We start from the raw sequence: 22,060 nt of genomic DNA on the forward strand, positions 1-22,060 counted from the left end.
CAGCGACATACTGTCGAGCACCAGTTGATCGACCGTTTCATTGTTCCAGCGGTACATATTGCGGTGATGGTGTCGCTGGGATCCGGTTCGAAACAGGAACTGGGTCCGGACGCCGTTCCAGGCATTCAGGTAGTTGGGCGTGAAGATGCAGTTCGTCCACTTGAGCATGGTTGTGAGCAAGCTGTTGGTGTTCTGAACCGAACCAGGCTCGGCATTGTCCACCTGACGCACGTTGACGAGCATCCCGAACTGCTGCCAGCTGTCGGCAATCGAGAAACCGACGCGCGTTGCATAACCCATTCCAGTCACCAGGGATGACGAATTCCGAGATTCCACGGCGTGCCATCGGGTTGCAGCCATTGGCCGCCGCTGTCGCGGCTTCAAACCTGCGGAGGATCAGCGGCAATTAAAGCCGCGGCGACATCGCCAGTTCCACCAAGCAGCACCGATATCCGACGAAGTGGCTATCCTGCGGCAGTTGATCAGCGGGGACGCCCATCTGGGTGAGCTGTTCGGCGAGCTGGAGCGACCAGTCTTCGTTGAACGGCTGATACCCATCGGCCAGCGCGAAGTCGCAGCCGCGGCAGGAGCGGCTCAAAGTGAATCGGGCGGAGAATCTGGCTGTATACCATGGGCGGCGGCGAAGCGCGCGGAGTTGACCGCTCACCGAGTTGATGCCCACGTTTTGCAGGTTCAACGAGAGCGCCAGCGCCCAGCGGACGTTAACATTATCCAGCGGCGCTTGTTGCCGGTTCATCAACACACCGTAGCTGCCCGCATCGTCCGTATTGTGATAAGACCGCGTGGAGGGAGAAGGTGGTGATGGCAACGCGACGCGCCTGCGCCGCGATGATGCTGTCAGGGCTCATGAAGGTGTCGACATCGCCCACTGGTTCTGCACGAAAGGCGAGCACGCGGGTTTCTTCCGGGCCAAAGTCCTTGTAGAGGATGTAACGCGGACGCCGTTCACCCCATCCAAGCCCCCGCCGAGCGTTCCAAGTCTTCGCGGCGTTCCCAAGAGCGCCCCAGAACCCGTTCGGATCGAATTCTTTGAGGATATAGAATGAGCACTACCGGATGAGGTTGCAGATTCCCGCGACGTTTCGCCTGCTGTTCGAAGATGTGTTTCGGCACAATATTGAAACCGAGCCCCGTAACATACGCCCGCTGACCGTGCTCAGGTCGTATGACGGATTGAGGTCGTGAGTTCAAACGTGTAGTTATCGATCTTGGTGTAGCTGGCGATGTATTGGTGGTGATGCGCGCCACGCCCCAGTAGGTGAGAGCTGTCGGTGTGCTGGAAGTACTGATCGAGCGTATGGATCACGTCATCTGCCGTGAATTCCGCCACCGTCGCTCCGTAGATGCCTTCCGGAGCGCGAGACGGAACTGGGTGTGTTCGTCGTTCAGACTTCCGGCATGGCAGCGCCAGTTCGGGTAGGATCCGCCCGTGCCAGTGTCCGTTTCCCACAGGACAGCCTTGTCCGAATGCGAAACCGCGCCAAAAAATATCGTAGTTCATCAGCGGGTTGTGCTGATCCGCGTTCGCGACTGGCGGTCAAAAGGTCTGGAAAATCAGCGTTTCTCGTTTGCGCGGAGTGCCGACATCGGTCATCTCCTGCGCCATGACGACACCGCCCAATACCAGGTAATAAACACGACCGAAAGAACCAAGAAGAGAGACGCTTCATGTTGCATTGCTCCCTACTTCAATAGATTTATTGCCGCTTGAATTTCTGTGAGAGCTAACCGATATGTGTCTGCCATTGTCAACACTGCCTTTCACTAATGAAAGTACAGTTCTAAGCATCGTCACCCGTCAGTAAACGATTACTTATCGTAGGGGCGTAGATCCTCTACGCCAGCACACCTGCCCTCTGTGGGACAGAGATGGGAAACACCGTGAGGCTGGGGATGCATAGGCAATTCGATGTGCAAACCAATCGGAAATCCACTGTTGCCCTGAGCGGTGCAATTGTGACGCGGTGAAACCGACTTTGAGCTGGTGATGGGAATTGAAAGAGTCCAATTTTGGGGTCGTCACAAGCATCTTTTAGACCTTAACCTGCACAGCTCACAACATCATGTCGACGCTGCTTGAATATTTATTCATGGTAAAAATTTTATTCACTCGTTTTTCAAACATATACCGTCTCTAAAAGTTTGTCAAGTAGGTTCAGCTATTTAAAACAATAGCGCTTACTCTCGATCCACCTAGGCTGAGAATGTAATGTGATGAGGCTAATGAGGAATGTAGGGATTACTGGGTCGCCAGTTTCTGCTAGTTGGCCTTGATCGTAGCGTTGGATACCACGTAATTCCATTCACAAATGCCTAACTGGAGGATTCCAGCCTAGATTGTACGATTCCGGTTTTCGATATGAGACGTTCAGCTATGCTGAGGTGCATATAGAGATGTAGCTGGAGTATGCCGTTGAATTTGCAGTACCTACTGACGCAATGTTCGAAGAAGATCCGATGTGGGGACGGCTGCATCCTTCGCTACGAGCTACATTCGTAAGCCTGCCGGGTGGAGACTCGATGCTCACACCAGAGCAGCTTGATGCAGTTTTCGGCGGGGATCGGCGGGCACTTCGCGACATGGTCTAGTTAGTTTTCCAAACGCCTCCAACAGAACCGAATTAGCCTGAGCAGTTGCCGACTGAGGGCGGCTATGATGTACTTGTAGTTGACCGCGCGCGAGGAAGTGCAGCACATCTTTGATGAGGAAATCGGGAAACTCAGCGATCAATTGAAGGTGATGCGCGAAGCGCGGAGCAGCTTGCACGGAGAGGCGCTTGCCACACAGCACAAGACGGCTGTGCAGCAAGCAACCCTCGAAGAGTTAGCTAAATTGACGCTGGAGCGGTTCTGGAATCAGGAGAGCCGCGTTATCAATCAAACCCTGCACCGGTTGATGGGTAAACGCCGCCTTGTCCTCCTCGGTGGCGAAATCCAAGGTGCAGTCGAAGTAAAACGGCGGCAAGTCCGCCACGCTTAAGCGACCCTTACCAGCCGCGCTGCGCGATCTTCTGACCGTCCGCGAGACCGCTGACATTGATGCCCATCATCAAGATGCCATACCAGGTAAGTTAAAAAAGAAACGAGCTGGTCAAGCATTTAGGAGATCGACGCTTGAACAGCCAAATATCCCCTCTAGCACAGATCAAACCGCTCACGCAAGAAGAGCGTCAGCTTGCCCGGAGTGCGGCCGCTGAAGCAGTGATGCGCGACATCGGCGAACGCCCGGATCGCGACCACTTCAACCAACATGCCGTTCATCGCTACCCACCGATGGTGACGAAGCTGATCAGTGGCTTGTGTATCGCGCTGCTGCTGGCGGCCTTCACCCCATCCGCGATTCGGCTGTACGTCATTGGTTCAACCACGTTTGGCACGGCTGTGCCCTATGAACTCGCCATGATTGCTGTTGGGATCGCGACCGTCTTGACCGCGGAAGTCGGACAAGTCGTGTTCTCACTGGCACTGGCGACACTCGGCACATCGAAAGGCGCGCGACGACTGCTCTACGGAAGTATGGGCATCGCCACCGGGATCGCGCTCATCGGGAATGTACAGGTCGCCCTACCGGGACATTTGGAAAGCCCGTTCGCGTGGCTGGAAGCGATCGCTCCGCCGTTGCTTGTCTTGAGCACCGCCTATGTCCTCAAAGAGCAGATGCTCGAAGCCATTGAACTGCGCCACGCCAACGAGCGCGCCTATCAGGCGGCGATCAACGACTGGCAGCGAGCGACGGTCAACCCGGAAGCGCACAGTCGCTGGATGCAGTTTTATGCCAATGCGCTGCGGAATGCCCTGCGCAAAGTGAACAGCCGCAAGCGTGATGTACTGGAAACGTTGAGCCATGCCGATTGGCGGGCTTTGGTCTACCGGGAATTGCAGGCCGATGACTGGTACGCGACACCGGAAACGACGACTGCGCCAGTGCTACTTGAAGGCAGAGACGAAGGGGGCGTTGTGGAGATCGCTCGCCCTTTAGCCGTCAGCGTGAACGGGAATGGACACCATCCAGAGGCGAACGAATGAGGTACTGCGCGGTCTGTGGAGACTTGCTGCGCCGATCGGATTACTACGCCGGACGACCGCGTTTGTATTGCAGCAATCGCTGCGGCAGGCCGCCAAACTGCAACGCAGGAACGCGGATGTCTCTCATTTTGTGTCATCGGAAGGGACTTAGCATGCATGGCAACGCCAACGATCATCCCGAACTGGAAGTATCAGAAGCCGTCGAAAAGCGGCTATCGCGGGCTGAAGAAACTGCTCAAGTACGTATCGAACCGCGAGAGTCCCGATCACCGACCGGTCGAGATCGACGAACGCTGGACGGACTGCGGCTTAGGCAAGGGCTGGCGAGCAGTCTACGAAAACGCGGGCAAGCTGGCGGGTCCGTATGTGCTGGCACATCACCTCGTCATCGCGCCCGCGCCGGATCTGATGGCACTGGTGCCGGATGAACTCAAGCATGACTTGGTGCGCGAAGTGACCGAGCGAACGATTGAGGCATGGCGTGAGGCACGCGGATTGAATACCCCTGAGTTTTCATACGTGCTCCACGACAGAGATACGGATGACGACTCACGGGATGCAAATGCTGCACACGCATGTCTTTGTCGCTGGAACGATTGAGAACAGCCTCGCCGAGCGCGAGTCGCACCGGGTGGATCGCCAGCAGGTGTGTACGGATCGCGGCGGCTTGAACCGTGAAGACAACCTGCATCACATCGCCCGGCACGAATTCGAGACACTGCTGGATCGGACGATTGGACGCGAGTGGCGGTTGCTGCGTGACCCGGAACCTGAGCAGGATATTTCATTGGACATCGAAACCGGCAGCGGTCGCAGTCTGGAGATTGATCGATGAAACCGTTCTTCGCATTGCAAGCGCGCCGCACTGCCCAAAAGCATACGAGCGGCTTCGCGCCGCTCGTGGGTGTCCCGCCCATGCTGCTGTGCATATGGTCGATCCCGCCGGGCGGGACACCCTACCCTCTACGCAGTAGGGGTAGCGAGTTTAATCAACTCGCCCCTCACATGCCGGGGAGGCTTGATGCGCCGCGCTCGGGAGCGCAGCGCCAGCGTCGGGGAGGCCGCAGCCCCCCGGCGCTGACAGGCATGGCGCAGCACGCTTCTCAGCGTCCAGCGCCACCAGAAACGAACCGCAAGTGCATTTTCTCGTTCGATGTGTAATGCCAATGAGGGAAGAATGTCTGACAGAGGCAAAGAGTATCCGCAGCGCCTGTCGGTGCAGGTCACCAAAGCGATGGATGACCGTCTGGAACAGGTCGCGCGCGGGCGTGACGAAGCTAAAGCCGAGGTGGTACGCACGGCTCTGCGCGCCTTCCTCGACGAACAGGAAGATGTGATCGGCAGTCGCAAGCACTTCACCAAAGCGTTTGGGCGGCGGGTCGATCACATTGAACGGCTGCTGTCGGTAACGCTGTGGCTCAATCTGCAAACGCTGCACCTGCTTTCCGAGCGCCTCCGCAAGGAGTCGATTGATGCAGGCGCACTGCTGGCCGAGGCGATTAGTGAGGGTGTTGACCTGCACGGCATGGTGAGCGAGTGGATTGAGAGTGAGGTCGCGAGCCAGAAAACCAAACCGCCAGCGTGATCGGCTGGCAGCGTGGGTGAATCTGATATTTCTCTTGTCTCGTCAACTTGAGGATACATCAGGTTCACACCGTTGTCCAACAGCGTGTTTTACATCCGGTGAGTATCTATTAAAGGAAGCATGATGTCATCCCTGAACCTGCCGCCCATCATTCACGCGGCGCAGCAACACACAATTCGATCCGCAGCGCTGGCATACGCCGCGCTTGGCTTGAGCGTGATTCCACTGGACGGTAAGCGTCCGGCGTTGAAAAGCTGGACACAGTACCAGCGCCAACGGGCGGACAAACAGACGATCCGCGCCTGGACGTTCGGCAATGTCGGCATCGTTTGCGGTGCTGTGTCAGGCAATCTCGTTGTCCTCGATCTCGATGGAGCAGCCGGTTATGCTGCCTTTGCCGCGACGTTCCCAACGCTGGCGCAGACCTATACCGTTGCCCCGGCGGAGGCGTGGGACGGCATGTCTATTTCTACGCCGATACACTGCCGCCGAGCGTGAAGGCGATGAACACGCCCATCGGACATCTTGAAGTGTGCGCTGAGGGGCGGCAGGTGGTCGCACCACCGAGTATTCACCCACGCACGGGGCAGTCGTATTGGGTCGAGCAGCCGCTCGACATTCTGCGTGTGCCGAAACTTGATGAGCTGGTTGCGTGGGTGGAAGCCTTCAAGCCCCGGCAGGAGATACGAACATGGCTGCCGCCGAAGGTCAGCGCGCCAACCGGGGATATGCCGCTCAATCGCCGGTTGATCGAGGAAATCAGCCGTGTGCTGGTCGGGCAGGGCTTCAAGCCGAATGGCGAGTGGCTGCATGGGCGCTGCTTGTATTCGGAACGGCACAAGCATGGCGACCGCAGCCCATCCTTCGGTTTCAATACCTCCAGCGGCTACGGGTACTGCTATTTGTGCGGGACGATGCTGGCCAAGGAGATTTGCGCTCGATTGAACATCGATCCGATGCAGTTATGCGGGTTGGTGGAGAAACCTGAACCGCCTAAGCTCACCCGTCGCCGTGAGCCGCCCGCCGATCCGCCGTCGGATGAGCCGTCTGCACTACCGGTGAAGATGCCCGATTGGCTCGAACGTTACATGGTGTGGGCGGGCGCGACGGGCAACCAGACCCCGCTGATCTTCCATCAAGCTGCCGGACTGTGGCTGCTGGCGACCGCCGTCGGACGCCGGTTGTACGGCGAGTCACCGTGGGGCGTGCGCATTTACCCGAACCTGTATCTCATGCTGGTCGCTGGGACAACCTTTTACCGCAAATCGACGGCCTACAAGCTGGCGGAGAGCGTCGCCCGCGCTGCCATCCCACACATGCTCATGCCCACGCCCGGATCGCCAGAGCGCTTTCAGGAGGCGTTGGCCGGGCGGATGCCGACCAACTTCGACAAACTGACGAAGGAGCAGAAAGACCGCTTCACCCAAGCGCAACCGTTCGCCGCGCAGCGTGGACTGCTCAAAGATGAGGTGTCGGGCTTGTTCGGCGCGATCAACAAACGGGATTACATGGTCGGCATGAAAGACCTGCTGATGGAGTTGTATGACTGTCCCGACTATTTCAAAGACACGCAGACCGGGCTAAACGTGGTAGAGAACGCGGCACTCTCGATCCTAGGGGTGACGACGCCCGCCAGCTTGGGCAGCGCCATCAGCTCAGGGGATTGGGATAACGGCTTGCTCGTTCGCTTCGCGCTGCTCATGCCAGAGCCGGATTACGCCGAACGTCCCGCCTCGCCGGTGTATCAGCCTGCGCCCACCGATCTGATCGATGATTTGCGTCTGCTGCACGAGCGGTTGCCCGCGCCGGAGATGACTGAGCTGGGCTGGCATGCGCCGAGCGCACTGCGCTTGAATGTCGCGTGTTGGGCAGAGTGTCAGCGCTACGGTGATGAACTGCGCCGCTTGTGTGATCCGCACCGGGAAGTTGAGCTTGATGACCGGCTGAAGGGGATATACGGGCGCATGCACGTGCAAGCGTTCAAGCTGGCGTCATTGTTCGCCGCGCTGGATTGGCTCAAGACAAGCGCCGATGCGCCGATGGTCACGGTCGAGCATTGGAATGCCGCACAGGCGATCTGCGACGGCTGGCGTACGAGTGCGCACCGTCTGCTGGAGCAGCTTGACAAGAGTGGCGAGGCGGTGCAGGAAAAACGTCAGCAAGATCGTATGCTCAATGCGATCCGCCAAACTGGTGAAGCTGGCATTGGCTTGCGCGATCTATACCGCAACTTGAACCTCTCGGCTAAGCAGGCACGAGGATTGGCTGGCGATCTGGTACGCGCCGGGCTAATTGAAGAGCGGCGCATGGATCGCGCCGAATGGTTTGTCGCCGTCGAATACGTTACCGGTCAGGGGTAATTGACCGACAAAACCGACAGGCCGACAACCGACGACAATTTGTCGGTATTGTCGGTAGTCGGTAGTGTCAGTTTGCAACCGACAACCTATCAGATTAGGAGCAAGTAAAATTAACCATACACAGCGAGTCGCACATGTCGCCCGGCAACGGCGCATTTTGACCAAAGCGGTTGTCCGCGAGTCGGTCGAGCGCTATCTGGAGACGCTGGCGGAAGAGATTGCCAGTGGGGAATGGGTAGATATTCCATACATTGGCAAGATTCAAGTTATCCGTGAGGAAGGGCAGGGCTATGTGACAACGGTGAGCGCCGATGGCACGCGTCAGCGCCGCAAGGTGGAGATGCGGCTACGGACGAAGGTTCGACTGTATGAACGATTTAAACGCAATTGTCGCCTTGGTGGGTAATTGGTTCGGGCGCAGCATGTGCTGCGCCCATAACAATATTACTTTCCACTAAATGCGGGTCAGCCCAACAGAATTTTGACACGCCAATGGGGGCAGTAGCATTGCACTGAGGGCATGATACGAATGCCAAAGCAATAAATGAAAATCGATTGATCGACCTACCGAGTCTGGTATTTGCAAACTACTCAAGACTGTTGCTCTGATAACTCGGTGATGAGCATTTCCAGCAACCCGATCAAGTTGTGTTTTCTGATACGACGCTTAACCACAAACAGCGTGCGGGTTTTGATGGCCAATTCGAGCGCTTCAGCACGTTTACCTTCAAGCTCGTACAGACGGATCTTTGCGATGCACGTGAGCAAATCTTCGCTCCACAGCTTGTCAGCACTATCAGCTTGCAGAAGCTCATTCGCCCGCTTGATCGCTGAAGCTCGTCGGTGCGTGTCCGAAGCGGTGGCTTTGGCAACATAGGCGTAGATCAGACTCGATTGGGTCCCAACACCAAATTCAACCGGATCCCCATGATCGACCATGATGTCGTACATGGCGATAGCATCGTCGAACTGGCCTTCAGCCAAAGCGACCTCGGCACTCACTGCATAGTAGCGATTCGAGAGGATGTAATCTGTCCAATCTGGCTCGTTCAATGTCTCTAGAATAGCGCGCGCCTGCAGCGCATTACGTTTAAAGATCGCCTCGCGTTCACCGAGTGTTTTTGCGTTGACAATGCCTGCGTGCAACATGGCGCGCGCATGGAATATTTTGGCGAGCACCACCATATGCGGCATTTTGGCTCGGTCGGCAACGTCCGCTGCTCGTTTCAACCGATCCACAATTTCATCCACCTCGCCGAGTTCAATACTTGCCCAGCAGACCGCGTCCACTTCCAAGAGGAGGCTAGCCGCCAGCCAGTTCCTCCTTTGTTCTGAATCCGAGGTGTGCTCAGCGATTTCCGCAGCGCAGCGTACTGCATGCTCGGCGAGTCGAATTCGATGCTCGAATTTCATTCGATTGGACAAGTAATGACAGATCTGAATCACTAGGCGCACGTATTCTTCGCGGAACTCTGGTTGTTCCTGCAAATTGTAGAGCAGCCCTTTAATGAATTTATCCCACTCCTGATCAACCGCATTGAGTAGTTGGCGTGACTCATTAATCAGAGACCTCCAATACATCTGCGGCAACTCTTCTCTGAAGACACTCGCGATATAGGGGCGGCGCAGGAGCAATCCCCGGAACAGCCCTTCGGTCCGTGCAATCTCTACGCGAAGTGAACAGAGATTTGCGATGGCCACATCTTCGCCCCGCATGTATTTAGGATCGACACCGAAGAACTTGGCAAGGTGCTCTAATTGTTTGAGAGGAATTGGTCTATTACCAAGCCATCCTGCCACTGCAGGCTCCCCGACACCACACTCGTGGGCAATCTGTCTTTGCAGCAAGTTTCTACTATGGATTAAGTCACGCAACCGCTTTCGAGCTGTATCCATGTCGTGTATTGCCATGTTTTGTGACTCCCGCAGAGATTGAACTTCACGAGTAAAGCAAAGGTCTTCACAAAGCCGCGCAACTTTTGGCGACTGCAAAAGTGAAGTTGAGACGCTGATGATTATTGAAAGCAAGACAAAGTTGGTCTTTTTCGTACCGGAATTTGAAAGGAACAGCACCATGTTCGGCGATAAGAAGGACGAGCACATCACTGGTTTGAGCGGGGAAGCACTGCGTTACAACCGGGATACCCGTGAAATCACGGGCGGATGGGAAACCCTCCGCAAGGATGAATGGAGCAATACGGTGCGGGATTCGTGGGGACAGAAGGTGGGCGAATTGGAAAACGGCCGCATCAAGAAGACGCCGTAAGCGCCCAATCGCTGATTCTCGTCGGCCGTTACAGCCGCTGGATGAGGCCATTAGTTGAGCCTCATCCGCTCGTTGTTGGAACAGGTAAACCAGAGAGGAGAGAAGACGATGCAAGGCAGTTCAGTCCTAGGACGCTACTACGAAGATCGCTATGTTGTGACCCTCATCGGGCCGATCCACGATGAATCCATTCTGAACCTGTGCATCGAGATCAATGAGGCAGTCAACTATTACTATTATACACTCATTGAAATTGAGATTGCATCACAAGGCGGAGAAGTTTCTGCGCTCGAATACTTTCTCGACCATCTGCACGAGTGGCGGCAGTCGCGGAGAGTTCAGTTTGCGACCAAAGCGCTGACGACTGCGGTCAGCGCTGCCGCTATCATTCTGAGCATGGGCGATCCCGGCTTACGCCGCGCGCATGGCTCATCCTCGCTCCTGTATCACGAAATCCGGATCGTCAATCAAGGGCTGACGGTGATGGATCGCGGGGCATTGGCACGCGCCGAAAAGCAGCTCCAGCGGGTGAATGAGAGTCTGGTTGCTCGACTGACGGAGCACATATATACCACCAAAATCATGGCAGAAACGGTTGCCGGCGGCGACTACCGCTGGAAGACGATGCCGGCGCTCAAGAGTGATTTTCGCCAGCCAAATACCGGGATGTTGAGTGATGCTGATTTTACGGAGATCACCTGCGGGAGCGAACCGCATCTCACCTATCAGCAGCTGCTCAGCATTTATCAGGATCTGTTCGCGCTGGATATTCCGATTTCACCCGCGCTTGCGACCAAAATGGCGCTGATCGATACCGTACTTGGGGAAGGCAGAACACTATGATGAACCATCCGTTGGCGTGGACGAGCGATCATCCGGTGCTGGAAATTCCACAGTGGCGCAACCTTGGGCTTACAGTGGTTTTCGCCCGTCCATGCCAGTCAGCACATTCAGTGCACTGGCGAGCCGGGTGCTGGAAAATCAGCCTCTGGTATAAAGCCGGTCCTATATGCTGCGCTGGCCTATCCATCCCCAGCCGCCTATGCCGATTATGTCCAAAGGGCGGCCGCGAAACAGGTTGTCCCCGATCCGTTGGAGAGTTTGCACCCGGCGCTGCTCGTCATTGATCCGAAGGCGGAGTTGGAAGACTTCGTCATCCAGTCACAGGCGAAGATCGGCGGGTCGCGGCGCATCATCGTCTTGAGTTTATCAAATCGCCAATATGTGATTCACTTGTTTGAAGGCTTGGATTCAGCCGAGATGGCCGCTTCCGATGTGGCTGACCGCATCCTCTCCAATTCCAGCTATCTCGAACGTGAGATGAAGGCCCGCGATCCATTTTGGGGACAGAGCGCAAAACGGGTGATCAAAGCCTTTTTGGCCGTAGATCACTACCTCTTCAAGCGGGGCGGGGTTGATCTGCTGCGTTCGTTCTGGGATGCGGTGGAGTCGCAGGTGAGCAGCGCCATTGGGCAGGCCGATGCAACGCCGTATAACTTCAAGTCCAAAGCCTTCGAAGATGTGTATACCCGGTTCAATGCTGCCATTGAAGATATTCGTGATGCCTCAATTCGCCTGTTCTATCGCGCTGGCGATTGCCCGGACGCGGTGGAGGCCATTCCCGATGCGATCAAGTACTTCCACGGCGCGGCCACCGATTACGAACGTGGTTCGCGGTTTGATCGCTTGATGGACAAGTGCCGGGTAGTCGCGGATTGGAGTTCGACCCTGCTGAAGAAGTCTCCGAAACTGTCTGAGAAAAAAGCCGAGGTTCATCTCCAGTTCCTAGAAGCCTTCAAGCGTGCCGAAGGCATCGGCGAAACTCTGATGACGTGGGCGGCTCCCAAAGCTGACCCGGACACGGTTGTCTATACCATGCGTGGGCTACCGCTCGCCTACAACCCGGAGATTTATCTGGCGCATCTGTTCACGCTGCTGAACCTGTCCACGACTTACCACAATGACAACTCGGCGCAGAGCGATATTGTATTGGCTGCATATCTGTCCGTGATGCGCCGTTTCAAAATCGATCTGGCACAGGAGATCTCGACGCTGCAAGGCTTGAACACACTGGCGCCGCAGACCTACAGCAGCGTGATTGCGGTCATCAATGGCGTCCTGACGGAGCTTTCCTCGCCGGAACTCGCGCAGCATATCTCGCTGAATCCGTATGAAGCGCCATTCGCCGAGAAGTGGCTGTCGGTGCGCGAGATGATGGATGAAGGCGCTGCCGTAATCTATACGCCGGGTGAAAACACCACCTTGAGCAATCTGGTCGGGCGCTGCATGAAGCGGATCTTCTTCGGATTTGTCTTCCGCCGCACCAACCTGATTCGCCCGTTCTTTTACGTAGCCGACGAAGCCCAGCGCTTTCTTACATCGGATGTAGAGAGCGGCGAAGCGTCGTTTCTCGAAAAGTGCCGGGCATTCCGCGGGATCTGCGTGTTAGCGACGCAGTCGATTGCCAGCCTGCGCTACGGGTTGGAAGCACAGGACAACATCACGAGCGTAGATGGACGCAACGCGCTCCCGATGCTGCTGAATCTGATTGGTTCGTTCTTGTACTTCCGGTCAAGCGATCAGGAAACGCAGCAGCGTCTGTATCAAATGCTGCCCGCGCCGAGTCGTCCGGACCGCCCCCATGTTGTGACGGTACGTCCAATTTCGACATTGAAGGTCGGGGAAGCTTACTATCTGTTCAGTACAGGTCAGATGGGGCGAGGGCAGATCGTGCTTTAGGTAACTGGGCTGGTTAAGTCAAGAGAAAGGCTTGCCCTCGGGCAAGCCTTTAAGTTTGTGCAAGCGACTTGAAGACTATGGAAAGTTAATCGTATCAGTAAAAAAAGAGACTGCGCATCGACCTCGCGCACATGCGGAAATCCGTGCTGATGACCTGTGCAACCTCATGTGTTTGTGCGTGCAAGAGCACCGCTACTTGCAATATTTCCCATTGTGCCTCAGAAAAGCCAAATCCCTTGAAGAATTTGTCTTTCCCGCCAGATTATTCACCCGATAGCAGATAAAGCACCTTCGGTTCTGGCACGCTGGCTTGATCGGCGTTGGACAGTTTCATGGAGGTTGCTGCACCAGTGCGGGATGTTCTCCATAATCGCCTCGATCTTCCGCTCTTTGTCGTGGATGCTCTCGATCAGCTCTTCCGGCGAGCTGTGCGCCAGATCAACGGCGCGGTTCGGGTTGCTCATACTAAGACTCATCGTTGTGGTTCGCCTGATGCGTACCGTTATACTATCGGTGAAAAACGTACATTGTCACTCCTTTACAGGTAGTTCTATAACAGATGCGCCATAAAGCTGAATATACTGTTCTCCCGCGTTCACCCATCCTTGATACAGGGGTAGATACACGAACTGACTTGTGGAATCACGTCCGCTGATCACAACCGTGCCTTGAGTAGTAGTGGTCACGATGGGGGCATCGAATGACGGCGCGCTGCGCACATTGATTGAGCCAGGCACAATATGCCCCAGCACCGACTGCAATGCCGGACGCGCTTCGGTTGGTATGCCAAAAAATGCGCCATGTCCATCGACTCTCAGCATCATGGTCGTCCCATCCGGCGATAACGACACCCCGTCGATAGTCGCGTAACCATAATTAGGTTGCGCTTGCCACATCAATTCAGCCCCCCGCCACTCTGTGATTTCGCCCAACGCACTAACGAACAACCATTTCCTGTCGAATGCCATACCATCGGGAATATAAGCAGAGGCTTCGGCAGGCGTAAGCGACTGTGCCTGCACGACATCCCAGAACAGGATTTCGCCGCAGCGATCCCCGCTCGCCAGCAACCGACTATCTGGGCTAAATGCCAGCGTCGTAATCCGGCACAGATGACCTTGTAAAACTGTGCCTTCGACACGAGTTTCGCTCATCGGCGTGATCATGAGATTCACGTCATTCAGAACTTGGACGTCGTATTCCAATGATGGGCTAAGCGCGAAGAAATAGGAACGTCGAGAGGGAGGACGTACAGCATCTTCACGACGTACCGGATAAATGAAGATTGGAATTCCCGTCTCGTCGTAAAAAACGGTGTGCGAATTTTCATTGTAAAAAGAAGAAGTCTGGACGAGTAAACTTTCTGATGTAAATCCCAGTGTATCGCTGTGACCCGACCCCGTCCGGTAGATGACTTCACCTGTCATGCCATTGCGTACGACCGCAACATTATAATAATGCCCATTGGACTCGTCCCTGATCAGTTGCTCCAGCACCAGCCGCGTACCATCTGGGCTGAACAGGAATTGTGCTGTGCTATAGCTATAGTAGATTTCTCCGATGTTCTCGCGGTAAATCTCGGTAAACGTGCCATCTAATGCAAGGCTGATCAGGACGAAATCGCCCGCGTCGTTCACGAAGGCGACGCGCGCAAAATCGCGCGTGATCGCTACAGCGGTCAACTGTGAGTCAGGCGAAATGACGTATTCCTGCACAGACGTTCCGCCATCGACCGACCAGAAAATTACGGTATTGTCTTTGGCGGTCGCATAAAGGGTGCTATCAAGACTGAAACCCAAGCGAAACATGCCGTAGTTGTACCTAGCATTCGTTGATGGTGGATGCGCTAATGCACTCAGCAGGCGAATCTCGTTCACGTTGTCCGCTGTCAATGCGATCATGCCGGGGCGTGCGGTCGGCGCAGGGGTGGTTGCGACAGCAGTTCCCGAAGCAGCAGGCGTGATCGTCATGGTGGAGGCGATGATCGTCGGACTTGGAGTCATAGTAGGTTCGGAAGTGAATGGGAACGGATAGCCGTCTACCGGCGTCGGTGTCGCGGTCAGCGGAATACCGAGCGTGGCGGCAAGCGTGTAATCGAACGTGGGTTGACGGGTAAATGTAGGAGTCATGGTCTGCGTTGGCAGCAACGTGACCGCGTTCTGTGCACCAACCGCCGCCCACAATGTGATTCCGGGGGTATCCTGCACACTGACTAACCAGCGACCATCCGCCACGAAAAATGCTTTATCCGGTGGTGTGCGTACCGCTAATCTTCCGCGCTGATTGCCCTGAAGATCGACGATTTCGGTACTCAATGCATCCATCGGAACGCGCAGGAACCCACTGCGATCAGGCAGTATAAGCGGAAGCGACGGAGTGAATACGCTCGTATCCGGCAGGCGGTCACCGATCACTGCCGCGTTCGCGATGTCCCATAACGCGGGTATGCTGTCGAGCATCACCTGTTGGCTGTCATAGGCGAATTGCAATATTGCACTATCGTAAACAACCGCGGGCAAGGCGGTTACAGCCGGATCGCTGAACGTGAGGGCTGTGGTTGGAGCGCTGGTATCCCACAGGAAGGGCAGCACAGTGCCCGGTACGGTGGTATTCCGAACCGTGATCAGCAAATAACGCCCATCCGGACTCCACGCGCTCTGGATAAAAGAGTCGAGCAGTGCAATTTCTTTCAGGAGTGCGCCGGTTGCCACCTCGTACAGCCTGCCAATTGCATCATAGGTGATAAACACGCGCGAGTAATCGGCATTGAATGTCACGCGGCGCGGAGATGCTGCATAAGTATTTTGCGACCTCAAAGTAGCGATCACTTCACTCGCCGTGACGTCATAGATATCGCGCCCGATAACTACAAAGCGCGTTTCGGGATCGGAAAACTGCTCAATCCCGTTCATGATTTCTCCGTTGATCTGCTCAACAATCGTCCCCGTCGCTACGTCAATCATTGTGAGTCCGTTTGAAGTCGTCTCACTGGTTCCGTAACTGCCCCAGCGCTCGGTCATCATCAGTGAACGTTCATCGGCAGAAAACGCTGACGCATTCAGTCCATAGGGTAACGGCACGGAAGTTAATTCTGTCCCACGTTCCAGCAAAAATGGCACACTTGCACAGCCATCTGTCAGATCGACCGCATCCCAACCCAGCCAAGCGCGTTGCCCATCAGTGGTGACTTGTACCCAGCGCCGATCTGTGGTGATGGCACGCACCGTAAATCGTTCATTGAGCAGCGGATAACGGATCGCAGTTGCATCAACACGCGGTTCGGTACGCAGTGTGGTACTGCTGACCACAATCCGCGCTTCACAATCGTTCGCGGGCACATTGATCGCGCTGCCACCCAGAGCGAACAGCTCATCCAGCCGCCAGAAACGTGCAAAATTATCGCCATTCTGTATCCACTGCCCATGGATCGCCAGCCATGTAAGCTCGGGGCTGACTGTGACCGCAAGCGGGTAGCCTGCACTATATCGTTGCGGCGGCACCGGTAGTAGAAAGGGTCTCCATGTGCCTGCGCGTAAATTGACCAGCCACAGCGCGTCAGGCTGAGTGGAAATGATCACTGCGCGCACCCCATCATCACTGATGTGAATAACTGGCGGAACGACCGTGCGATTGTTGGCGTAGGGTGTGGGCGTTGGTGTGGTGACGGCTGTCAGCGGTTCGCCTTCTATCCAGTCAATGGAAGAAGGCTTAAGATCGAATTGAAAGACGGGCACCAGCGCGGCGGCATTTTCGATGGTGATGATGGGTGGTACTGGCGTATCCGTCTGGGCTGATATCCGCCCAATAACAAGCGTTATTGTCAAAGTAAAAGCGATAAAGATAAGTATCAGCTGGCGAAGGCGCGTCCGTAACATGCTGGGGTTCCTTGTTGTATGAAATAGCCGCATGCAACTTCTATATATCAGTATAGAGGGGCATCAATTCGGTTGCCCTACGCTGCACCTATGCGTACGCACTGTGACAGCTACGCCTGTGCAAACTTATCACGATGCGTCCATCGGTGAAAGTGCGCTTGCTCATCCTAGATGGTGGTGCTTCCCCTCCTGCACCGCATATTTTGAGCGTTACATACTGTTGGTAGATATCCGCTTCGTCGTAATCGAAAGCCATTACGCTTCAAGCAAGCGATCACGGTGAGTAATCTATTTCTCTTCTTAATAGGATATACGAATCGATCCAAATTTGCTTGTCGACTGCGCACAAGCCTTTAGCGAACGGCATAGCGGAGGATTCCAGCTCAAACTGTACGATTCCGGTAATTGATGTGAGACGTTCAGCTATGCTGAGGTGCACATAGAGATATATAGCTCGGGTATGCCGTTGGAATTTGCAGCACCTACTGAAACAATGTCCGAAGAAGATTCCCTATTGAGATTCCTTCATCCTTCGCTACGAACAACGTTTGTTAGCCTGCCGGGTGGAGACTCGATGCTCACACCAGAGCAGCTTGATGCAGTTTTTGGCGGGGATCGAGGGTACTTTGCGACATGGCCAAGTTAGTTTTCCAAACACCTCCAACAGAACCGAATTAGCCTGAGCAGTTGCCAACTGAGGGCGGCTATGATGTACTTGTAGTTAACCGCGCGCGAGGAAGTGCAGCACATCTTGGGTGAGGAAATCGGGAAACTCAGCGATCAGTTGAAGGTGATGCGCGAAGCGCGGAGCAGTTTGCACGGAGAGGCGCTTGCCACACAGCATAAGACGGCTGTGCAGCAACCCTCGAAGAGTTAGCAAGCTTGACGCTGGAGCGGTTCTGGAAATAGGAGAGCCGCGTCATCAATCAAACCCGGCACCGATTGATGGGTAAACGCCGCCTTGTCCTCCTCGGTGGCGAAATCCAGGGTGCAGTAGAAGTAAAACGGCGGCAAGTCCGCCACGCTTAATCGACCTTACCAGCCCCGTTTCCCCAAAACTACCTGGTCTGGCGTCACATTGATGCCGACCATGGCTTCGCCGAGACCACGGCTGACGTTCGCCAGCACATCGGGGTTGTCGAAGTGGGTGACCGCTTCGACAATCGCCTTGGCGCGCTTGGCCGGGTCGCCGCTCTTGAAGATGCCCGAGCCGACGAACACGCCGTCGACGCCGAGCTGCATCATGAGCGCGGCATCCGCCGGGGTGGCGACGCCGCCCGCCGCGAATTCGACCACGGGCATGCGACCGAGCTTGGCTGTCTCGACGACCAGATCAAACGGCGCCTGAATGTTCTTCGCGTAGGTGTACAGCTCGTTTTCGTCCATCGAGGTCAGGCGGCGGATGTCGCCGTGTACCTGACGCGCATGGCGTACGGCTTCGACCACATCACCCGTGCCCGCTTCGCCCTTCGTGCGGATCATCGCCGCGCCTTCGGCAATGCGGCGCAGCGCTTCGCCGAGGTTGCGGCAGCCGCATACGAACGGCACTTTGAAGCCGTGCTTGTTGATGTGGTTTTCTTCGTCAGCCGGGGTGAGGACTTCGCTCTCGTCGATGTAGTCAATGCCAATCGATTGGAGGATTTGCGCTTCGACGAAATGGCCGATGCGCACCTTCGCCATGACCGGGATGGTGACGGCTTTCATGATGCCTTCGATCATGTCAGGGTCGCTCATGCGCGACACACCGCCGTGCGCGCGAATATCCGCCGGAATGCGTTCCAGCGCCATAACCGCCGCCGCGCCCGCATCTTCCGCGATCTTCGCCTGCTCAGGGGTGACCACGTCCATGATCACGCCGCCCTTGAGCATTTGCGCCAGACCGCGCTTGAGGGCTTCCGTGCCCGTTTCGCCACTGCCATTCTGATGACCGTTGGTTTGCATAACTCTACCTCTGTCCATTTATTCTAGCGTATGGGATATAGTGCTAGGGTAGCCGCTGCCAATCCCTGTAAATAGTGCCACTTAAGACCATTAGAGCCATGCTGTCTGCGGATGCCCCGACTTTTCGCTGATTGATGTTAAATCAAACGTCAGGTTAAAATACATGTGTTTTGGAATCATCAAAGGATGACGTCATGGCTCAACTGCCGATATTGATTGTACTGGCGGGTGGTGCGTCGTCGCGCATGTGGCCCCTGCGCGAAAAATCACTTTTACGCTTTGGCACCGAACCGCTGCTCGTGAGTCAGCTCCGGCGCTACGAGTCGCTGGGTTTGCAGGAAGCGGTCATCGTCGCGAATCCCGGTAACCTCGAAGACATCAAAACCCTGACCGCGGCGATTCGGTCGATGAATATTCGGGTGGTGGTTCAAGCGGATGCCAAGGGCATGGGCGATGCGCTGCTGCAGGCGGCGCCGGCCCTGCCTAACCAACCGGAAACGCCGATCTATGTCGTGCAGGTGCATGATGTCGTGGATGATCAACTGCACGCCGATATGCTCAAGGCGTACGCCGCCGATCCTACGGGCACGTATATTGCTGGCTATGAGCGCGAAGACTATTTCCCCGGCGGTTACCTGATCGTCAGCCCGACCGGACGCATCACTGGGATCGTCGAGAAGCCGGGCGCGGAGAATCGACCGAGCAATCTGGTCAACATCGTGGCGCACATCCACCCGGACAGCGCCCGCCTGTTCAACGCGATTCAGGAGGAATACGCCAAACCCATTGCCAGCGATGATCACTATGAACGGGCGATGGATCGGCTGATGACGCAGCACGTCTTTAAGGTCGTGCCGTACCGCGGCCCGTGGAACGCGCTCAAGTTCCCGTGGCACACCCTTGATGTGATGAATTACTACCTGTCGAAGATTTCTGGCAAGATCGTCGCGGAAAGCGCGTTCGTGGCTCCGTCGGCCACGCTGATCGGCGACGTGTTTATTGGCGAACGCGCGAAGGTGTTCCCCGGCGCGGCGATTGTGGGCCCGGCCTACATCGGCGCGGATACGATTGTCGGCAACAATGCGTTGGTGCGTCAGTCGATGGTGCTCAACCACTGCAATGTCGGCTACACAACGGAGGTCGCGCGCAGCTATGTGGCGGATCACTGCGATATGCACGCCTGCCGCGTGCTCGACAGCGTGTTCGCGCCGGGGGTGAACTTCTCGGCGGGCTGCACGACTGCCAATCTGCGCATTGACCGCAAGAATGTCAAGAGCACGGTCAAGGGGACGCGCTTGGACAGCGGGCGCGACAAGTTCGGCGCGATTGTGGGACAAGGCGCTTTCCTCGGCGTCGACGTGATGACGATGCCCGGCGTCAAGATCGGCGAGGCGGTTGAAGTGGGGCCGGGGACGCACGTCCATGAAGATGTTCTGGATCGCCGCCGCGTGTACGTAAAACAAGAGATCATCATAGTAGAAAGGTGAAAGGTAAAAGTTAAAAGTAGGGAGGGCGAGTGTGGGACTTCTAACTTTCAACTTTTAACTTTCAACTCCGTCTATGGCCACTGTTAATCCGAAGCTGTTCAAAAAGTACGATATTCGCGGCACTGCAATGGGCAAGGATGCGCCGCTCACGCCGGAAGTCGCCCGCTTGATCGGGCAGGCGTTTGGGACGTATCTGCGCAATGTTGAGGAGCGGCGCACTGAAGCTGCGCATCAAAACGCATCCACTCAAGATTGTGGTAGATGCGGGCAACGGAACTGGCGGCATCTTCGCGCCGAAGCTGTTCCGGACGCTTGGGCACACCGTGATCGAGCTGTTCTGCGAGCCGGACGGGAGCTACCCGAATCATCAGCCGGATCCGCAGGTGCCGGAGAATTTGCGCGCGCTGGGCGACAAAGTGCGCGAAGTTGGCGCGGACCTCGGCATCGCGTTTGACGGGGACGCCGACCGCATGGGCGCAGTCGATGAGCAGGGGAATGGCATCGCGGCGGATCGTTTGCTGGCGCTGCTAGCGCGGGACATGCTGACCCGGCATCCCGGCTCAACGGTGGTCGGCGATGTCTTGAGCAGTCAGGTGCTGTTTGACGCGGTCGCGCAGGCGGGTGGCACGCCGATCATGTGGGCGAGCGGACACTCGCTGGTCAAGGCCAAGATGGTCGAGACGGGCGCGCTGCTCGGCGGTGAGATGAGCGGGCACATCTTCCTCGGCGAAGACTACTACGGCTTTGACGATGCGTATGTCGCGGCGGGACGCCTGCTGCAAGTACTGGCCACCGCGAAGCAATCGCTGGCCGCGCTCAACGCCAGCCTGCCGACGCTCTACAGCACGCCGGAATATCGCCCGCACTGCCCGGATGAAGCGAAAGCCCGTGTGATCGATGGCGTGCGCGCCGCGCTGGAAGGCAAGGGCGAAATCGTCGCCGTGGATGGTATCCGCGTGCAGTTCGAACACGGATGGGGACTGCTGCGCGCCAGCAATACCGAACCGGTGCTGAGCCTGCGCTTTGAGGCGACCAGCGAAGCGGATGCGCTCGCTTATCGCGATCTGTTCATGGCCGCGCTTAAGAACTATCCGGAAGTCGAAGCTATCATCTAAACGTGGCGCTCGCCACTCACGGGCAGCAGGGCGCAGCAATCCAGCGTGCGCCCCGCTGCCCACCCCTGATCAACTCCCCATGCCAAGGTGACTCACCAGCAGCTTGAAGTACAGGATCGGTAGAAACCATTCCAGACCTGTTGGCGCGTTGAACAGCAGTGCTACCCCCAGCGCGCCGATATAGCTTAGATAACTCACCGGGCGCTGGAGCTCGGTGGGCGCGGCCAAGATCGCCAGCGCGGACAGCAGCAAGTAGGCATACGCCCCGATCACCGCGAGCCAGTTGGCGCTGGGAAAGGTGAGCGCGAATACGACAAGCTGTGCGAGATGCACGGCGACGAATAGGAAATGGTCGCGTCGCGTCTGACCGGGGCGGTGATACCAGCGGCGCGCCGCGCCCGTGCCATTCGCGACCACGCCGCCGAACAGATCGAGTGCGAGGACGACGAGGATCATCCACTGCCAGATCGTCCAATCCACCTTGCGTAGATAGGCGTGCGCTGCGACGCCAATCGTCCCCGCGACGGCTGCGCCGAGGATGAGCGCCTGTTCCGCCCTCGATGCGCCCGGCCCGATCAACGTATCCCAATGGCGCAGCAGACCGGATCGAGGTGGTGGTAAGTCCATCACTGTTTCCCCCTGACA

The 22,060-nt window shown here is 56.5% G+C and carries 24 protein-coding genes; 14 read left to right on the forward strand and 10 right to left on the reverse strand.

Annotation, left to right across the window (positions count from 1 at the left end; all coding sequences use genetic code 11):
• The 3 genes from IPK17_RS36185 to IPK17_RS36195 all read right to left on the reverse strand — a co-directional run.
• Positions 1–300: hypothetical protein (locus IPK17_RS36185; protein WP_343422610.1), on the reverse strand; the 300-nt coding region annotated here is incomplete at its 3' end.
• Between the two features lie 106 nt (positions 301–406).
• The gene (locus IPK17_RS36190; protein ID WP_343422611.1) at positions 407–757 is read right to left on the reverse strand and encodes a hypothetical protein; all 351 of its coding nucleotides are present in this window, start codon (positions 755–757) and stop codon (positions 407–409) included.
• A gap of 420 nt (positions 758–1,177) precedes the next feature.
• Positions 1,178–1,351: a hypothetical protein gene (locus IPK17_RS36195; protein WP_343422612.1), complete on the reverse strand. Its 174-nt coding sequence runs from the start codon at positions 1,349–1,351 to the stop codon at positions 1,178–1,180.
• A 1,338-nt stretch (positions 1,352–2,689) separates the two neighbouring features.
• Between IPK17_RS36195 and IPK17_RS36200 the strand changes: the two genes are divergently transcribed.
• From IPK17_RS36200 to IPK17_RS36240, 9 genes are all read left to right on the forward strand, one after another.
• Positions 2,690–3,001, forward strand: coding sequence for a hypothetical protein (locus IPK17_RS36200; protein ID WP_343422613.1), 312 nt, complete (start codon positions 2,690–2,692; stop codon positions 2,999–3,001).
• Between the two features lie 134 nt (positions 3,002–3,135).
• Positions 3,136–4,047: a hypothetical protein gene (locus tag IPK17_RS36205; RefSeq protein ID WP_343422614.1), complete on the forward strand. Its 912-nt coding sequence runs from the start codon at positions 3,136–3,138 to the stop codon at positions 4,045–4,047.
• Between the two features lie 156 nt (positions 4,048–4,203).
• The gene (locus tag IPK17_RS36210; RefSeq protein ID WP_343422615.1) at positions 4,204–4,647 is read left to right on the forward strand and encodes a hypothetical protein; all 444 of its coding nucleotides are present in this window, start codon (positions 4,204–4,206) and stop codon (positions 4,645–4,647) included.
• The gene (locus tag IPK17_RS36215; protein ID WP_343422616.1) at positions 4,610–4,882 is read left to right on the forward strand and encodes a hypothetical protein; all 273 of its coding nucleotides are present in this window, start codon (positions 4,610–4,612) and stop codon (positions 4,880–4,882) included. Before IPK17_RS36210 ends, IPK17_RS36215 begins: the two co-directional genes overlap by 38 nt.
• Positions 4,879–5,208 (forward strand): hypothetical protein, encoded by a 330-nt coding sequence (locus IPK17_RS36220; RefSeq protein WP_343422617.1) that lies wholly within the window; start codon positions 4,879–4,881, stop codon positions 5,206–5,208. The genes IPK17_RS36215 and IPK17_RS36220 overlap by 4 nt, the downstream gene beginning before the upstream one ends.
• A gap of 16 nt (positions 5,209–5,224) precedes the next feature.
• Positions 5,225–5,632, forward strand: a complete 408-nt coding sequence (locus IPK17_RS36225; RefSeq protein ID WP_343422618.1) for a ribbon-helix-helix domain-containing protein — start codon at positions 5,225–5,227, stop codon at positions 5,630–5,632.
• 120 nt (positions 5,633–5,752) lie between these two features.
• On the forward strand, positions 5,753–6,130 hold the full coding sequence (locus tag IPK17_RS36230; RefSeq protein WP_502749844.1) for a bifunctional DNA primase/polymerase: 378 nt from the start codon (positions 5,753–5,755) through the stop codon (positions 6,128–6,130).
• Positions 6,082–7,992 (forward strand): DUF3987 domain-containing protein, encoded by a 1,911-nt coding sequence (locus IPK17_RS41200; protein ID WP_502749846.1) that lies wholly within the window; start codon positions 6,082–6,084, stop codon positions 7,990–7,992. Before IPK17_RS36230 ends, IPK17_RS41200 begins: the two co-directional genes overlap by 49 nt.
• A gap of 64 nt (positions 7,993–8,056) precedes the next feature.
• Complete coding sequence (locus IPK17_RS36240; RefSeq protein ID WP_343422619.1) at positions 8,057–8,398, forward strand: HU family DNA-binding protein; 342 nt, start codon at positions 8,057–8,059, stop codon at positions 8,396–8,398.
• Between the two features lie 185 nt (positions 8,399–8,583).
• Here the strand turns inward: IPK17_RS36240 and IPK17_RS36245 are convergent, their stop codons facing one another.
• Positions 8,584–10,068, reverse strand: a complete 1,485-nt coding sequence (locus IPK17_RS36245) for a helix-turn-helix domain-containing protein (protein ID WP_343422620.1) — start codon at positions 10,066–10,068, stop codon at positions 8,584–8,586.
• Between IPK17_RS36245 and IPK17_RS36250 the strand changes: the two genes are divergently transcribed.
• The 3 genes from IPK17_RS36250 (at position 10,067) to IPK17_RS36260 (ending at position 12,997) form a co-directional block, all read left to right on the forward strand.
• Positions 10,067–10,258, forward strand: coding sequence for a hypothetical protein (locus tag IPK17_RS36250; protein WP_343422621.1), 192 nt, complete (start codon positions 10,067–10,069; stop codon positions 10,256–10,258). The two genes, IPK17_RS36245 and IPK17_RS36250, sit on opposite strands and share 2 nt — an antisense overlap.
• A 108-nt stretch (positions 10,259–10,366) precedes the next feature.
• Positions 10,367–11,101, forward strand: a complete 735-nt coding sequence (locus IPK17_RS36255) for an ATP-dependent Clp protease proteolytic subunit (RefSeq protein ID WP_343422622.1) — start codon at positions 10,367–10,369, stop codon at positions 11,099–11,101.
• A 63-nt stretch (positions 11,102–11,164) separates the two neighbouring features.
• Entirely contained in the window at positions 11,165–12,997 is a 1,833-nt protein-coding gene (locus IPK17_RS36260) for a hypothetical protein (RefSeq protein ID WP_343422623.1), read from the forward strand.
• Positions 12,998–13,263: 266 nt separating this feature from the next.
• Here IPK17_RS36260 and IPK17_RS36265 read toward each other — a convergent pair whose 3' ends face one another.
• The 5 genes from IPK17_RS36265 to pdxS form a co-directional block, all read right to left on the reverse strand.
• Positions 13,264–13,461 (reverse strand): hypothetical protein, encoded by a 198-nt coding sequence (locus IPK17_RS36265; protein ID WP_343422624.1) that lies wholly within the window; start codon positions 13,459–13,461, stop codon positions 13,264–13,266.
• Between the two features lie 66 nt (positions 13,462–13,527).
• Positions 13,528–16,872 (reverse strand): WD40 repeat domain-containing protein, encoded by a 3,345-nt coding sequence (locus IPK17_RS36270; protein ID WP_343422625.1) that lies wholly within the window; start codon positions 16,870–16,872, stop codon positions 13,528–13,530.
• A gap of 721 nt (positions 16,873–17,593) precedes the next feature.
• Entirely contained in the window at positions 17,594–17,716 is a 123-nt protein-coding gene (locus IPK17_RS36275) for a hypothetical protein (RefSeq protein ID WP_343422626.1), read from the reverse strand.
• 29 nt (positions 17,717–17,745) lie between these two features.
• Complete coding sequence (locus IPK17_RS36280) at positions 17,746–17,895, reverse strand: hypothetical protein (protein WP_343422627.1); 150 nt, start codon at positions 17,893–17,895, stop codon at positions 17,746–17,748.
• 12 nt (positions 17,896–17,907) lie between these two features.
• Positions 17,908–18,813 (reverse strand): pyridoxal 5'-phosphate synthase lyase subunit PdxS, encoded by a 906-nt coding sequence (gene pdxS, locus IPK17_RS36285; RefSeq protein WP_343422628.1) that lies wholly within the window; start codon positions 18,811–18,813, stop codon positions 17,908–17,910.
• A gap of 194 nt (positions 18,814–19,007) precedes the next feature.
• Here pdxS and IPK17_RS36290 point away from each other — a divergent pair, with 194 nt between their 5' ends.
• Entirely contained in the window at positions 19,008–20,300 is a 1,293-nt protein-coding gene (locus IPK17_RS36290; RefSeq protein ID WP_343422629.1) for a sugar phosphate nucleotidyltransferase, read from the forward strand.
• Between the two features lie 200 nt (positions 20,301–20,500).
• Positions 20,501–21,415 carry a phosphomannomutase/phosphoglucomutase gene (locus IPK17_RS36295; protein WP_343422630.1) on the forward strand — a complete coding sequence of 305 codons (915 nt, stop codon included), beginning with the start codon at positions 20,501–20,503 and terminating at the stop codon, positions 21,413–21,415.
• Positions 21,416–21,484: 69 nt separating this feature from the next.
• Here IPK17_RS36295 and IPK17_RS36300 read toward each other — a convergent pair whose 3' ends face one another.
• Positions 21,485–22,042: a hypothetical protein gene (locus tag IPK17_RS36300; protein ID WP_343422631.1), complete on the reverse strand. Its 558-nt coding sequence runs from the start codon at positions 22,040–22,042 to the stop codon at positions 21,485–21,487.
• Between the last annotated feature and the right edge of the window lie 18 nt (positions 22,043–22,060).

It is taken from the genome of Candidatus Flexifilum breve (genome assembly GCF_016713355.1).

Coding starts and splice junctions, on each gene's coding strand:
- IPK17_RS36275 (WP_343422626.1), bottom strand. CDS start 17,716: ATGCTGTGTGGCAAGCGCCTCTCCGTGCAAACTGCTCCGCGCTTCGCG.
- IPK17_RS36290 (WP_343422629.1), top strand. CDS start 19,008: ATGGCTCAACTGCCGATATTGATTGTACTGGCGGGTGGTGCGTCGTCG.
- IPK17_RS36245 (WP_343422620.1), bottom strand. CDS start 10,068: ATGGTGCTGTTCCTTTCAAATTCCGGTACGAAAAAGACCAACTTTGTC.
- IPK17_RS36270 (WP_343422625.1), bottom strand. CDS start 16,872: ATGTTACGGACGCGCCTTCGCCAGCTGATACTTATCTTTATCGCTTTT.
- IPK17_RS36300 (WP_343422631.1), bottom strand. CDS start 22,042: ATGGACTTACCACCACCTCGATCCGGTCTGCTGCGCCATTGGGATACG.
- IPK17_RS36215 (WP_343422616.1), top strand. CDS start 4,610: ATGCTGCACACGCATGTCTTTGTCGCTGGAACGATTGAGAACAGCCTC.
- IPK17_RS36225 (WP_343422618.1), top strand. CDS start 5,225: ATGTCTGACAGAGGCAAAGAGTATCCGCAGCGCCTGTCGGTGCAGGTC.
- IPK17_RS36295 (WP_343422630.1), top strand. CDS start 20,501: ATGTTGAGGAGCGGCGCACTGAAGCTGCGCATCAAAACGCATCCACTC.
- IPK17_RS36250 (WP_343422621.1), top strand. CDS start 10,067: ATGTTCGGCGATAAGAAGGACGAGCACATCACTGGTTTGAGCGGGGAA.
- IPK17_RS36255 (WP_343422622.1), top strand. CDS start 10,367: ATGCAAGGCAGTTCAGTCCTAGGACGCTACTACGAAGATCGCTATGTT.
- IPK17_RS36265 (WP_343422624.1), bottom strand. CDS start 13,461: ATGAGCAACCCGAACCGCGCCGTTGATCTGGCGCACAGCTCGCCGGAA.
- IPK17_RS36190 (WP_343422611.1), bottom strand. CDS start 757: ATGAACCGGCAACAAGCGCCGCTGGATAATGTTAACGTCCGCTGGGCG.
- IPK17_RS36220 (WP_343422617.1), top strand. CDS start 4,879: ATGAAACCGTTCTTCGCATTGCAAGCGCGCCGCACTGCCCAAAAGCAT.
- IPK17_RS36210 (WP_343422615.1), top strand. CDS start 4,204: ATGGCAACGCCAACGATCATCCCGAACTGGAAGTATCAGAAGCCGTCG.
- pdxS (WP_343422628.1), bottom strand. CDS start 18,813: ATGCAAACCAACGGTCATCAGAATGGCAGTGGCGAAACGGGCACGGAA.
- IPK17_RS36230 (WP_502749844.1), top strand. CDS start 5,753: ATGATGTCATCCCTGAACCTGCCGCCCATCATTCACGCGGCGCAGCAA.